General features: G+C 38.9%; 12 protein-coding genes. 3 read left to right on the plus strand and 9 right to left on the minus strand.

The window, feature by feature from the left end:
• Positions 1–77 precede the first annotated feature (77 nt).
• From ACR2F7_RS07995 to ACR2F7_RS08005, 3 genes are all read right to left on the minus strand, one after another.
• Positions 78–995, minus strand: a complete 918-nt coding sequence (locus tag ACR2F7_RS07995; protein WP_432713057.1) for an exopolyphosphatase — start codon at positions 993–995, stop codon at positions 78–80.
• A 3-nt stretch (positions 996–998) separates the two neighbouring features.
• Positions 999–3,056, minus strand: a complete 2,058-nt coding sequence (ppk1, locus tag ACR2F7_RS08000) for a polyphosphate kinase 1 (protein ID WP_432713058.1) — start codon at positions 3,054–3,056, stop codon at positions 999–1,001.
• 81 nt (positions 3,057–3,137) lie between these two features.
• Entirely contained in the window at positions 3,138–3,563 is a 426-nt protein-coding gene (locus tag ACR2F7_RS08005; RefSeq protein ID WP_432713059.1) for a hypothetical protein, read from the minus strand.
• Positions 3,564–3,634: 71 nt separating this feature from the next.
• Between ACR2F7_RS08005 and ACR2F7_RS08010 the strand changes: the two genes are divergently transcribed.
• Positions 3,635–4,126, plus strand: coding sequence for a YajQ family cyclic di-GMP-binding protein (locus ACR2F7_RS08010; protein ID WP_432713060.1), 492 nt, complete (start codon positions 3,635–3,637; stop codon positions 4,124–4,126).
• Between the two features lie 177 nt (positions 4,127–4,303).
• Positions 4,304–4,744 (plus strand): GNAT family N-acetyltransferase, encoded by a 441-nt coding sequence (locus tag ACR2F7_RS08015; RefSeq protein ID WP_432713061.1) that lies wholly within the window; start codon positions 4,304–4,306, stop codon positions 4,742–4,744.
• A 103-nt stretch (positions 4,745–4,847) separates the two neighbouring features.
• Here the strand turns inward: ACR2F7_RS08015 and ACR2F7_RS08020 are convergent, their stop codons facing one another.
• Positions 4,848–5,948, minus strand: coding sequence for an NADH:flavin oxidoreductase (locus tag ACR2F7_RS08020; protein ID WP_432713062.1), 1,101 nt, complete (start codon positions 5,946–5,948; stop codon positions 4,848–4,850).
• Between the two features lie 38 nt (positions 5,949–5,986).
• A complete protein-coding gene (locus ACR2F7_RS08025) occupies positions 5,987–6,283 on the minus strand; it encodes an ArsR/SmtB family transcription factor (protein WP_432713063.1) in 297 nt (98 codons plus the stop codon).
• A 548-nt stretch (positions 6,284–6,831) separates the two neighbouring features.
• On the opposite strand from ACR2F7_RS08025, the gene ACR2F7_RS08030 reads away from it, so the two are divergent.
• Positions 6,832–9,288, plus strand: coding sequence for a TonB-dependent siderophore receptor (locus ACR2F7_RS08030; protein WP_432713064.1), 2,457 nt, complete (start codon positions 6,832–6,834; stop codon positions 9,286–9,288).
• A gap of 56 nt (positions 9,289–9,344) precedes the next feature.
• Here the strand turns inward: ACR2F7_RS08030 and ACR2F7_RS08035 are convergent, their stop codons facing one another.
• The 4 genes from ACR2F7_RS08035 to ACR2F7_RS08050 form a co-directional block, all read right to left on the minus strand.
• Positions 9,345–9,839 carry an SRPBCC family protein gene (locus ACR2F7_RS08035; RefSeq protein ID WP_432713065.1) on the minus strand — a complete coding sequence of 165 codons (495 nt, stop codon included), beginning with the start codon at positions 9,837–9,839 and terminating at the stop codon, positions 9,345–9,347.
• Positions 9,840–9,907: 68 nt separating this feature from the next.
• Complete coding sequence (locus ACR2F7_RS08040) at positions 9,908–11,173, minus strand: sensor histidine kinase (RefSeq protein WP_432713066.1); 1,266 nt, start codon at positions 11,171–11,173, stop codon at positions 9,908–9,910.
• Positions 11,157–12,530, minus strand: a complete 1,374-nt coding sequence (locus tag ACR2F7_RS08045) for a sigma-54-dependent transcriptional regulator (protein WP_432713067.1) — start codon at positions 12,528–12,530, stop codon at positions 11,157–11,159. Before ACR2F7_RS08045 ends, ACR2F7_RS08040 begins: the two co-directional genes overlap by 17 nt.
• Positions 12,531–12,551: 21 nt before the next feature.
• On the minus strand, positions 12,552–13,622 hold a 1,071-nt coding region (locus ACR2F7_RS08050; RefSeq protein ID WP_432713068.1), incomplete at its 5' end, for an ABC transporter permease.

The raw sequence follows: 13,622 nt of genomic DNA on the forward strand, positions 1-13,622 counted from the left end.
GCTTCCGCAGGTCGTCGTAAAAATTACCCAACCTGCAGACCCCAGAGCCAAAAACCACGACTATTCAGCCCAATGTGTTAGTCACCATGGAGTGTATCTTGCACAGGTTTATCTTCCACCAGGTTCTCCTCAATTAATAAATTGATGATCCCATCTACCATGCCCACACGTGGTACAAATAATTCTTTGATCCCGGTCCACTTTAAAATGGTGATAAAAATTTCTGCAGCAGGCACAATTACATCGGCACGGTCTGAATTGAGCCCCAACACAGTAATGCGTTCTTTTAAAGAATAGCCATTCAGCTCATTATACATCGACTTGAGCTTCATATACGATAACGGCATGCCCTCCTTTTCGTTAGACATTTTAAAGAGCTTGTTGATGTTGCCACCTGTACCAATCCCGGCCAGATTTTTATGTTCTTTAGTTTCCTCTTTTATCCATAAGCGCATTTCTTCCCAGATTTCGTCTTTATCCTGGTTATCTAAAATACGGATGGTGCCAATATCAAAAGAACGAGAAGCAACGGGCACTTTATTGACAAACACAGAAAGTTCTGTACTACCACCACCAACGTCAATATATAGATAGCTCTTATTGATATCAAGGTTTTCTTCAATATGGTTGGCATAGATAATATGTGCTTCTCTTTTTCCCTGGATAATCTCAAGGTCTAGATCAGCCTTTTCTTTCACAAGGGCAATAATTTCCTGCCCGTTGGCGGCTTCCCGCATGGCCGAAGTGGCACAAGCCAGGTATTTTTGCACCTGGTAAACATCCATTAAATTCTTAAAAGCATTCATGGTCTTCAGCAGGTCATTGATTTTCCTGTCAGAAATCTTCTGGTCAAGAAAAGCATCATCACCTAAGCGAAGAGGCACTCTAACTAAAGTGGTTTTCTTAAAACTAATTTTGTTGCCTTTCTGAGTAATGTCTGCAATTAATAACCTTACTGCATTTGATCCTATATCTATAGCTGCGTATCTTAACATTAATTACTGGTGTTTATTTTTTAAATAATTATAGGTCTGAACTTGAGCCCTTACCTTTATAGGAAGCCTGTTTTTGTGGTATTTATTGTTGTTGAGCTTATTGATATCTCTCGCTTTTACATTATCTTGTAACTGAAAATCAATGATATCTTTAATTTCCTGTCGCACATCAGGATCCAGTATGGGGAAACCGACCTCTACCCTATGGTCAATATTTCTGGTCATCAGGTCAGCGGACGATAAAAACATCTCTTCTTTTCCACTGTTGCCAAAGATGTAAACACGAGCATGCTCCAGGTATTTATCAATGATGCTCACAACGGTAATGTTCTCACTAAAACCCTTTATTCCGGGCACCAGGCAACAGATACCACGAACAATTAACCTTATTTTAACCCCGGCATTGCTGGCTTCATATAATTTTCCCACTATTCCTTCATCAGCAAGGCTGTTGACTTTTAATACCATGTAAGCCGGTTTGTTGGCTTTAGCGTTTCTTATTTCACGGTTGATGAGGTAATAAAGCTTCCGCCGAGACTCTAAAGGAGATACAATAAGGTGTTTAAAACCTTTGGCCACAGTTTTCTTGTTCAAGGCGGTAAACAACTTCAGCAGCTCCCTGGTAATTTCTTTTTTAGCGGTAAAAATACTGTGGTCGCAATATAGCTTGGCTGTTTTTTCGTTGAAGTTTCCGGTGGCTAAATTGGCATAGTAAACAGCTCTGCCACGTTCCATTCTTTTGACAAGGCATATTTTAGAATGCACCTTATAATCGGTGAGGCCATAGTTTACTTTTACGCCCTCCTCTTCGAGTCTGTTTGACCAGTAGATATTGGAATGCTCGTCAAAACGCGCTTTGAGTTCTACTAGACAATTGACAATTTTGCCATTCTTTGCTGCATTGATGAGCGTATTGATGACCCTCGAATTTTCTGCCAACCGGTAGAGGGTAATATTAATTTCTGTAACCTTGGGATCTATTGCCGCCTCTCTTAAAAAAAGAATGATATAGTCGTAACTCTGGTATGGGAGGTTGATTAAAAAATCTTTCTCCGCAATTTTATTCAGGATACTTTCTGTACGGTGTAAACCAGCCACTTTGAGCGGCAAGGTTGGTGGATATTCCAGTGCTGATGAACCCACATTAGGAAAACGAATAAAATCGCCAAAACGATGGTAACGATTGCCAGGGATTAAGCTCTCTGCTTCAATTTTTATCTTAGAAACCAACACACTTAACATATCGAAAGGCATTTCCGTGTCGTATAAAAGACGCATGGGTTTACCTTTACGGCGTTTATCAAGGCTGGTTTTTAACTCTTCAATAAACTTATCGCTTATATTTTTATCGATATCTAGTTCTGCATCTCTGGTAACCTGGATAGAAAAGGCATCCAAATCATCATAATCGAAGATATAGAAAATATCATCCATGCAATATTTGATGATATCTTCGGCCAGGATAATAAATTTCAGTCCATTTGTTTCTGGCAAAACCAAGAAACGCGGTAAATCCTGAGGCAATTCTATCAGGGCAAACCTTTCATTCTTGCGTGTTCCTTTTTTGGACAGCCTCACCAGGAAGTACAAATAGCGGTCCTTAAGTTCTGGAAAAGGTTTGTCGAGATCAATTAATATAGGAACAAGGTTTGATAAAATACGGTCCCTGAAATGGTTCCTTACAAATTCTCCCCTTGCAACATTTAACTGTGTATCATTTAAAATAAAAATACGATTCTGGGCAAGTTCATTGATCAGCGTAGCTTGAAAGAGCTGTTCAAACTTGCGCTCTTGCCGCACCACAATATTTTTAATTTCATTAAGGATCTTTTTAGGGCTGAAGCCCAGTAAAGCTTTAGACTTTTCGTTTAAATTAGCGAGGCGGGACATGGTAGCCACTCTCACCCGATAAAATTCTTCAAGATTAGATGAAAAGATAGACAGAAATTTAATTCTTTCAATCAGAGGTACTGTTTCATCGGCTGCTTCCTGCAAAACCCGCTCATTAAAATATAGCCAACTGAGTTCTCTGTTAAGAAAAGGAAATTTCTTTTTCGTCATGTAATCGTATCAAAATAAAGTTGGTGAAGCCTGTCAGCGCAAAAATGCTGAATCTAATGTTAAGTAAGTGTTAATATTAGGTTAAGGTGTAACGTCCTTTTCTGCTGTTGTTTTTCGAGGTACGCTAGTTGGTTTTTTGACCACTTTTTTGGCTACAGGTTTTTTAGCGATGGCGTGGGCCACTTTTTCTTCTGTTACAATAGGCACCACTTTTACACTTTGTGCAACGGGTTTTGCTTTTACAACAGCTTTTTTGACTACTTTTTCAATCTTCTTGCTTGTTTTTGCGGTAGCTGTTTTTTTGGCCTCTTTTTCAGCAGTAAAGTGATCAGATAACTTCTTTACCACAGATAAGCCCACCTTTTTGATGTCGACACCTATTTTCTCTGCATCACCCCCTAATTCGTGCATCAGGCCCAGAAATCTTTCTGTCAAAGATTTTGCAAATTCTTTTTTTGCTGCCTTTTTAGCAACTTTTTTTTGCACTTTTGGCTTATTGGTTTTCATATTGAATGTTTTAATAAAAATAATCAATTATTAAACTAAAATTAACAATTTTCAATACTAAAGCTATTATCATGCCCACTTTTGACATCGTAAGTAAAGTAGACGCGCAAACATTTGACAATGCAATGAACAACGCCAAAAAAGAGATTTTAAATCGTTATGATTTCACCAGTTCAAAGAGCACCATAGAACATGATAAAAAAACAAACGTCATCACCATCATTACAGAAGATGACATGCGTTTAAAAGCCATACAAGATGCTATCATTTCACGAATGATCAAGCAAAATCTGGACGCTAAAAGTCTGGATTTTGGCAAGGAGCAATATGCCTCTGGCAACATGATCAGGAAAGAAATATCTATAAAAGAAGGAATCGACAAAGAAACTGCTAAAAAAATTGTGGCTAAAATTAAAGCCAGTGGTTTAAAAGTGCAGGCTTCTATGATGGATGACCAGGTGCGGGTGCAAAGTAAAAATATTGACGATTTACAGGCGGTTATTACCTTGTGCAGAAAGGAAGACTTCGGACAGCCGCTACAGTATATCAACATGAGAAATTAAATGAGTTGCTAAGGAGCAATATTGCTCCTTAGCAACTTGATTTTCTTAAAAAACTACATATTGTTTCATGGAGTTGTTCAACTCCGTGTTGGGTGATTACTGTCAAAAAGCAATAATGTAACCACGAGGAGCAAACTTCGAGTAGCTCCATTACAACTGAAAAACAATAAGCAACAAATGGAAATAGCAGAAGACGGTTTTATCTTCTCTGATGACACTCAGAAAATAGATGCCCTGGCGGTACATCATTATTTAAGTACCCAGTCTTATTGGGCACAAGGTATTCCGTTTGCTACTGTTCAAAAATCTATTGACAATTCATTGTGTTTTGGCATTTACAAAGACAAGCAACAAATAGGTTTTGCGCGTTGGATTACGGATAGAGCTACCTTTGGCTATCTGGCAGATGTATATGTAGAAGAGCCTTACCGTAAATTGGGCCTTTCAAAAAAGCTGATGGCACTGATGCTTTTTCATCCAGACTTACAAGGGTTAAGAAGATACATGCTGGCTACCAAAGATGCCCACCAGTTATATGCTGCTTATGGTTTTAAGCCTATAGCTGAACCAGAAAACCTGATGGCAATTATCATTCAAGACCTTTATCAACAGGCCTAAAATATTTTCGGATAAAAAGAAAAGCAAACTATTGCTATAAAAAATAAGCCTGTATCATCATGATGATCAGGCTCATTTTTTATATAACTAAGTAGGTGAAGGCTTAAACTAATTCTGCCAAAGCTGCTTTAGTAAATCCCTTCAATTCAGAAGTACGGTTTTCACGGATCTTTCTTACCCATTCAGGATCTGACAATAAAGGTCTGCCTACGGCAACAAGGTCGAAATCACCTCTATCCATTCTGCGTAACAATTCATCTAAAGAACTAGGTTCAGAACTTTCACCTGCAAAAGCAGCCATAAATTCACCTGTTAACCCTACAGAACCTACGGTGATGGTGGCTTTACCACTCACTTTTTTGGCCCAACCAGCAAAGTTTAAATCAGAACCTTCAAATTCAGGTTCCCAGAACCTGCGTTGCGAACAATGAAAAATGTCCGCACCAGCATCAGCCATCGGCTGCAACCATGCTTCCATTTCTGCAGGATTCTTTGCCAATTTAAAGTTATAGTCTTGTTGTTTAAATTGAGACAGACGAATGATGATAGCGAAATCCTCTCCTACTTGTCTCCTGATTTCTTTGATGACCTCAATGGCAAAACGACTACGTTCGGGTAAAGTTGCGCCACCATATTGATCCTCGCGTTTGTTGGTCGCATCCCAGAAAAACTGGTCGATCAGGTAACCATGGGCACCATGAATCTCTACACAATCAAAACCCAATCTTTTAGCATCTGCAGCAGCACGTCCAAAAGCAGCAATGGTATCTGCAATATCAGCCTCTGTCATGGTTACACCGTTGATACGGTCGGGAGTAACAAAGCCCGATGGACCTTCAAATGGTCCCTGAGGTAACCATCCTGAAGGATGATTTTCCATCACGCCCATATGCCAGATTTGAGGACCCATTTGACCGCCTGCCTGGTGAACATTCTGAATCACATCACTCCATCCGTTTAAAGCATCCGTTCCATAAAAGTGGGGAATAGCAGCATCGTTAGAAGCAGCAACCCTGTCGATCACCGTACCTTCAGATAAAATCAGGCCCACTTCTCCTACAACACGTTTTCTATAATAAGCTGTAACTTCTGGTGTTGGTACTCCATTTGGTGAAAAAGCACGTGTCATCGGTGCCATCACAATCCTATTTTTGATGTTCAATGATTTCAGACTGAAAGGTCTGAATAAACTATCTGTAGTCATATTTATAATTTTTATTTTCTTGTTAACCTGTATGATTATTAAAGCTCTTTTTCTATTACCTGCAATAAAGCATGAATAGCTTGATCATTACGCTTGTAATAAGTCCACTGTCCTATCCTTGTGGCCTCTACCAAACCTGCACGTTGTAAAATGCAGAGGTATTCTGAAACCGTACTTTGAGTTAAACCAGCTTTCTTTTGAATTTGCCCAACACAAACGCCAGCTTCATTTTGCACTTCATATTCTGGGAAATGTTTTTCTGGTTCTTTAAGCCATTGTAATATCAATAACCTAGTCTTATTGGATAAAGCTTTAAAGATTTCTAATTGATCCATGGCACAAAGATATATCGACTTTTTCCGATATCCCAATTAAACAGAAATCGTGACAAATACTAGACTTAATCAAGTAGACCCTTTATTAATACCTTACCCATGCTTTACGCTAGGCTAACTTATGTAACCCTACAAGTATGTACCTGCTACAGGTTTGCTCCGGGTTTGCTACCGGAAAACCGATTAGAAACACGGTTGAGATCCCTACAAAAGAAGTGTTATAATTTAGGTAAGGGTAAGCTGCCAGTTAAGAAAGTGTAAGGAAAGTATAGGGGGTAGAACGAAACTGCAATAGGATAGGTAAACGGAAAAAAGGCAAACAAGATATAAAAGGTCTATAACATTCGACCAAACGTCTAATTAATGATGTTTAATAAAATCAAATAATAATTAAAAATGGAAATTTGGTTTTCAAAATCTGGAATTTTCGATTTGGCGATTATATACAGGCTTTAGCTGCGACTTATTTAAAATAGTTCTAAATAATTTTGGTAATCAGGAATGAGGTTCTATATTTGCGCTACTTAGAATTAGTCTTAATAACCAAAATGAAACAAATCTACTATTCACTTACCTTCTTGCTTATTTTATTTATAAATGTCAGTGCCCTTGCACAAAGCAACGGAAACATTTCAGGTTCCGTTAGAACTAGCAACGGCCGCCCAGCAGGTTACGTTGGCGTTGGAATCAAAAACATAAACAAGACTACTGTTACAGACAATCATGGTGCTTATAGTTTTAAAAACATCAAGCCAGGAAGTTACATCATTAAGGTATCTGCCATTGGCCTTTTAGCTGAAGAAAAACAAATAGATGTTATAGCAGGACAAACAACCACTTTAAACTTCACTATTTCTACTTCTTCTTCACAATTAGATGAGGTAGCTATTAAAGGCTACCAAACGCCTAATCAAAAACCAGTAAGTTTAGGTAAAATTGGTATTCAACCAAAAGACCTTCCACAGGCTGTACAAATCATAGGCACTCAAATCATTCAGGATCAGCAAGCTAACAGATTAAGCGATGTAATGAAGAATGTTAACGGTGTGGCTTTAGGCGCTAACCGTGGTTCTGTAGGCGAAAACTTTTATGCCAGGGGATATAGCCTGGGTTCAAACAATGTTTTCAAAAATGGTGTTAGAACCACCATTGGTGGTATGCCGGAAGCCAGCACATTAGAATCTGTGGAAGTATTAAAAGGAAGTGCTGCCTTGCTTTATGGTGGTGTAACGGGTGGTGCTGTTGTCAATATGGTGACTAAAAAACCTAAATTCGAGTATGGTGGCGAAGTTTCCCTACGTGCTGGGAGTAACAATTTAATTAAACCTACCATAGATATTTACGGCCCTATTACCAATAAAATCGCGTTCCGTGTAATTGGCACTTATGAAAAAGCCGATAGCTACAGAGATGTAGTGCAAACAGAGAGATTGTATATCAACCCTTCCCTATTATACCAAATTAGTGAAAATACAGATTTAACCTTACAAGGTGATTACCTTAAGAGTGACTTTACGCCAGACTTTGGTATCGGTACGGTAGGCAATAAAATTTCGCCACTGGCTAGAAATGTATTTATCAATACCCCATGGGCATATAATAAAACCAATACTGCCACTACGCAGCTGAGCTTAAACCATAAATTAAACAACAACTGGAAGATCAATGCTTCGGCCTCTTTACAGTCTTATAATAGAAATTACTTTTCTGCAGAACGTCCTTTTGCTGATACAGCAGGTGTAGTTGCCCGTAATTTAACGCGTTCAAAAACCAAAGAATTTACTTATAATGAGCAATTTAATTTAAATGGAAGCTTCAACACAGGGGGTATCAAGCATACCTTATTAGTGGGTGTAGATGCTGATCAAAGTAATACAAATGCCAATGGCTTTGCTTATGAAGATGGCAAAACAGCTTACAATTATGGTAACATCAATTTATTAGATCCTTCAACTTTTAACACCAGGTCTGATATACCTGTAACGAACATAATTACCGATACCTACACTCCAATCTACCGTATGGGTGCATTTGTACAGGATATGGTAGAATTAACGGAACAATTTAAAGTGTTGGCAGGTATCCGCTGGTCATACCAAAAAACACCAGCAACCACTATTAAAAACGAATTAACAGGTGCTACTACTAAGGGCGCTGCATCAGGAGCAGTTGATAAAGCTTTTTCACCTAAATTTGGTTTGATCTATCAGCCTATTAAAAACACCAGCTTTTACGTAAGCTATGCTAGTAATTTCACTACTAACACAGGTACAGACATTTACCTTGCGCCATTAACGCCTTCTATTATTGACCAGTATGAAGCGGGTGTGAAAAACGACTTTTTAGATGGAAAGCTATCTGCAAACGTAACATGGTATAAAATTATCAATGATAAATTTGCACAACAAGCCTTATTCAATGCTCAGGGTGTTGCAAATGCAGATGCAACGATTAAAGAATTTTCAGGAGAATCTGCAAGTGATGGTTTAGAAATCGACATCTCTGGTACTATTGTAGAAGGCTTAAACTTCATTGCAGGCTATAGCTATAACTATATGCGTTATACCAAGACCACAGATAAAACAACCTTAATTGGTGCTGATGGAAAGCCTATATTAAACGCAAGTGGTGCTCCTATTGTAATTGGCGGTACTACTGAAGACGAACGTTTAGTAGGAACAACGAAAAATACAGCTAACGGAAGTTTATTTTACACTTTTGGTTCAGGAACTGTTAAAGGCTTAAAATTAGGTGCTTCAGTGTTCTATACTGGCGACCGCAATGGTGGTAGAAATACCAATAAATTAGGTACTTCATCAGGTCTTATCCCAATTGGTGGCTTCACTACTTTTGATCTATCAGCAGGGTATAACTGGAAAAAAGTAAGCCTTTTGGCTAAAGTGGCTAATCTTACTAATGAGTTAAACTACTACGTTCATGAGAACTATAGTGTTAACCCTATTCCTCCAAGACAATTTATGACTACTTTATCTTACCGTTTTTAAGCAAAAAGATGATATGTAAAAGCCTCTGCAATTTCCTTGCAGAGGCTTTTTTCGTCTTATTCCATTAACAGTTCATCAAGGTTTTCACAGGCGGCAGTGAAACCTTCTTTAAACCTCATTTCCATAATCGTTTTCATATCATCAACGCTATCAAAGGAGATTTTTATTTCGACCATGGTACCGATTTCATCTTTATAAAATCTATCGTCCCAATACATCTTAGGAATGTCTTTGTCCTCTTTGCCCTGTTCATCACAAAAATAGACTGTACCAGTAAACGATTGAAGGTCTGCAATCTGCTGTATGTCAAAGCGGCACCAATTCTTTTCTCCTTCAGGACCCTCCATATAATATAACCAGGAACCTCCTTCGCGGAAGTCCATTTTTTCTGTTACAGCCTTCCAAGGTTTTGGTGCCCACCATATGTCTAATAAATCTGGATCAGTCCAGGCTTTCCATACCCTTTCTAAAGGAGCAACAAATTCTCTGGTGATATGAAATCTCTTGTTGGCTACATCCTCAGTGATTTCTATTTGCTTAAGTGTGCTCATTTTATTCAATTTAACTTTACAAAGTGATCTTTGGCGAGAACAATCAATTTTAGGAAAAGTTTTTATCTTTAATTCAATTTAATCATAAATTCAGTATGACCTGGTTGGATGGTTTTTAAAGAAAATTCAAACCCATGATGGAGCAGGATCTCTCGTACCAGAATTAAACCAATTCCCTGTCCGTCTTTCTTGGTGCTAAAAAAAGGACTAAAGAGCTGCTCTTTTAATGCCGTCGGTATTCCTTCACCGCTATCTGTTATGGTTAAAATTTGTGCAATGGCATCAAGAGAAAATTTAATAGTCCCCATAGACCCAATAGCTTCCATCGCATTTTTCACAATGTTAATTAGCACTTGTTCCATTTGCTGGGCATCAGCACGGATGAGAAAAGGTTGATGAGGCAGGTCAAACTCAAAAACAATCGCTTGTTGCCGCGCTTTGATTTGCATAAAATCGCTTACCGTTTGTACCAGGGGCACAAGATCAACAGGTAATTTTTTCACTGGTGTAAGCTTCACCAGATCGGCAAAGTTCCTCATGAAAAGATTAAGGTTCTGATTTCTATCCACGGCTACCTGAATGGCATTTTTTAAGGATGTTTTATTTCCTGAAATCCACAGCTCATCGGTACCCAATGCCAGGCTAAGGATAGAATTTACCGGTCCAACAGTGTTATTAACCTCATGAGCCATCATCCTTATGACTTTACCATAAGCATTTTTTTCTGCTTCAAAGATCTCTGCGGTTACTTCTTCAATCATTACAAAAACCCTGGCAAAACCACGGTCTATAAAATTCGATTTCTGCACTTTGTAAGATTTTAACCCATCCATCCGCCATGTTTTAGCTTCTCCGATCTTCAATGAAGCCATTTGAGTTAAAAACTCCTCAGCATGTGTATCCATAATCGCCGCCGCTTTAGGATTGATTTGTTTTACCTGCTGGTCAAAATCCAAAATTACAATTCCGGTAGGCGAAGTTTCAATCAACTTTTCCAGAAAGAAATGCTGTTCCTGTTGTTTTGTTCTTTCTTCCCGCAGGGCATCCATCATTTGGTTATACACCTGTATCAGTTCATCCATCTCCCCTCTGCCGGTTGGCAGAAACCTTACACTAAAATCGCGATCCTGAATAGCATTAATACCTTCTTTAAGGTAAGCAAGCGGTTGTATAAATTGCCTGTATAAATTTATAGAGAGCAGCACGGAAAGGATGATCAGCACCTCAGACAAGATAAAAAGAAGCTTATGCTGCTCAAATATGAGAAAACTTAAGACCAGGCAGATTAAATGAACGGTTACTACAAAGATGATATACTTATTCTTCAGTTTCATTAAAAGGAATTTGATGTTTCTCCAGCCTTCGGTAAAGTGCATTTCTAGTGATGCCCAACGAGGCAGCGGCTTTGGTAATTTTATGCTGGTGGAAGCTCATGGCCTTTTTAACCATTTCTTTTTCCATTTCTTCAAGTGTAATACTGCCTACGCCAGGTAATTGCACTGTAGATTTACGGGATGGGGAAATTTCCAGTTGTGCTTTAAAATCAGCAATGCCCAACTCCTCGTTTTTACTGATTAAAATAGAGCACTCCACCAGGTTTTTCAATTGCCTGATGTTGCCCGGAAGTTCCAATTGTTGCAACCATTTCATGGCAGCAGCAGAAACTGATAGCTTTGGCCGGTTATATATTTCTTTGAAGTTTTTAATGAAAGTATTGACCAGTAAAGGGATATCTCCTCTACGCTCCCTCAAGGGAGGAAGGTGGATGGTGATAAGGTTAATGCGATAAAGCAGGTCTTCTCTAAAAGCACCCTTAGCCACCATTTCATGTAAGTTTTTATTTGTTGCACAAACAATGCGCACATCCACTGTTTTACTTCTGCTGCTCCCCAGTACTTCATAAGTTCTATCCTGGAGCACCCTTAATAATTTAACCTGGCTCCCCGCCTCCAGTTCACCAATTTCGTCTAAAAAGACAGTCCCTTTATTTGCCATTTCAAAGCGACCGGTGCGGTCAAAACGGGCATCTGTAAAAGCCCCACGAACATGGCCGAACATTTCACTCTCAAATAGAGAGGAGGAAATACCACCGAGGTTAACTTTTACAAAAGGCTTGTTTTTTCTTAAACTATTTTCATGTATCGCTTCGGCAATGAGTTCCTTGCCCGTTCCACTTTCGCCAAAAATCAACACAGAGGCATCTGTGGAGGCTACCTGACCTATAGTTTCTAAAATCTTAAGCATGGCAGGATCTTCTGCTATGATTTGTTGGAAGTGATATAACTTATCTAGTTGTTTGCGGCTACTGTGTGTTTTTTTAGGGATGTTAAGCTTGAGCAAGGTCATTACCGTTTGCAAGACATGTTCATTGTTCCAGGGCTTATTGATGAAATCATTAGCACCTAATTTCATTCCCTGCACTGCTAATGCTATATTTGCCCATCCTGTTATCAGAATTATTGGCACTGCAGCATCTATTTGCCGGATGGTAGTCAACAATTTCATTCCTTCATTTCCTGTTGTACTGGCAGAGAAATTAAGGTCTAGTATAATCAGGTCAGGCAATTGCTTATTGATAGCCGCCATGGCCTCCACCTCATTTTTGGCCGTAAGCACTTGATGAGCCGAATCTTCCAGCAACAGACATAAAGAGGTTCTTACAGCAATATCATCTTCTACAATCAATATCATAATTAAAAGTTAATATAAGAATTATTCTTCATGTAAGGCTACCGCAGGATGGATGGCTGCCGCCTGTTGACCTGGATATAAGGAACAGAGGATGACCAGTAAATAAATAAAAGTGATGGAGCACAGGATAGCAAGGAGGTACACACTTGCCGGCATATCAAATACATGCAATAATGGAAATTGAATGGCAAAAAACACACCGACCAGGATAGATAAAGAGGACAGCATTAGCGATTCTGCCACTAACTGCATAGATACGGAAATGCCGCTTGCACCTATTGCCCTGCGTAAACCAATCTCACCTCTGCGTTGGCTAATATTGTACCACAAAACCCCAAACAAGCCCAAAGCTACATTAATGATCAGGAAACCGGAGATGATTAAACAAATAATCATAGGCACAATGGTGATTTTATTTTTAAAAACCCGCATCTCGTCCAGGTGTTTAATTTCTATATTTGAATTGACCAGTATCCGTGACAGCAGTTTACTTAAGCGACTTTCAAAAGCCGCATCGGCATCAGGACTCACTTTTAGGAGTATATTTCCAATCCAGTTGAAGCCTGCAGTATCTATATTTCGGTAAACGCCGCTTTCGGCGGGCTCAAAATCTCCATCGTTTTTCACATCCTCAACTACACCAATTATTTTAAACCGCTGGTTTTTTTCATTGGCATCCAAAAGTTTTCCAACTACCTGCTGCTCCTCGCCAAACATCGCCTTTTTTAATGAAGCATTGATGACCAAATTTCGGTTATCTACCTTTCCGTCTTCTTTAGTATGCCATCTGCCCTCTAGCAATTTCATACCCAGCACCTTCATAAAATCCGCTTCTACGTTGGTATTCATTACATTAAAACTTTTGCCATCGTAGTTGAGTCCTGTTGAATTACTACTTGTTGAATAAGGATAATTATCACTGGAGAAGCTCAGCTCTTTAATTTGTGGCAGTGCTTTTAAATTTAGCCTGATATTTTCATAAAAAGTAGTTAAAGAATCAGAATTGGTGGTCTTTAAAGTGTTTCGATAGCTAATGGACCAGACATTTTCGTACGCTAGGCCTTGTGGTTTTTTGTAATTCTGGTAATAATA

This window comes from Pedobacter sp. (assembly GCF_045628745.1).
Classification (GTDB): domain Bacteria; phylum Bacteroidota; class Bacteroidia; order Sphingobacteriales; family Sphingobacteriaceae; genus Pedobacter.

Excerpts from the sequence above, each read along its gene's own strand:
- ACR2F7_RS08040 (WP_432713066.1), bottom strand. The coding sequence starts at position 11,173 with ATGAAACTGAAGAATAAGTATATCATCTTTGTAGTAACCGTTCATTTA.
- ACR2F7_RS08030 (WP_432713064.1), top strand. The coding sequence starts at position 6,832 with ATGAAACAAATCTACTATTCACTTACCTTCTTGCTTATTTTATTTATA.
- ACR2F7_RS08015 (WP_432713061.1), top strand. The coding sequence starts at position 4,304 with ATGGAAATAGCAGAAGACGGTTTTATCTTCTCTGATGACACTCAGAAA.
- ACR2F7_RS08025 (WP_432713063.1), bottom strand. The coding sequence starts at position 6,283 with ATGGATCAATTAGAAATCTTTAAAGCTTTATCCAATAAGACTAGGTTA.
- ACR2F7_RS08005 (WP_432713059.1), bottom strand. The coding sequence starts at position 3,563 with ATGAAAACCAATAAGCCAAAAGTGCAAAAAAAAGTTGCTAAAAAGGCA.
- ACR2F7_RS08010 (WP_432713060.1), top strand. The coding sequence starts at position 3,635 with ATGCCCACTTTTGACATCGTAAGTAAAGTAGACGCGCAAACATTTGAC.
- ACR2F7_RS08045 (WP_432713067.1), bottom strand. The coding sequence starts at position 12,530 with ATGATATTGATTGTAGAAGATGATATTGCTGTAAGAACCTCTTTATGT.
- ACR2F7_RS08035 (WP_432713065.1), bottom strand. The coding sequence starts at position 9,839 with ATGAGCACACTTAAGCAAATAGAAATCACTGAGGATGTAGCCAACAAG.
- ACR2F7_RS07995 (WP_432713057.1), bottom strand. The coding sequence starts at position 995 with ATGTTAAGATACGCAGCTATAGATATAGGATCAAATGCAGTAAGGTTA.
- ACR2F7_RS08020 (WP_432713062.1), bottom strand. The coding sequence starts at position 5,948 with ATGACTACAGATAGTTTATTCAGACCTTTCAGTCTGAAATCATTGAAC.
- ppk1 (WP_432713058.1), bottom strand. The coding sequence starts at position 3,056 with ATGACGAAAAAGAAATTTCCTTTTCTTAACAGAGAACTCAGTTGGCTA.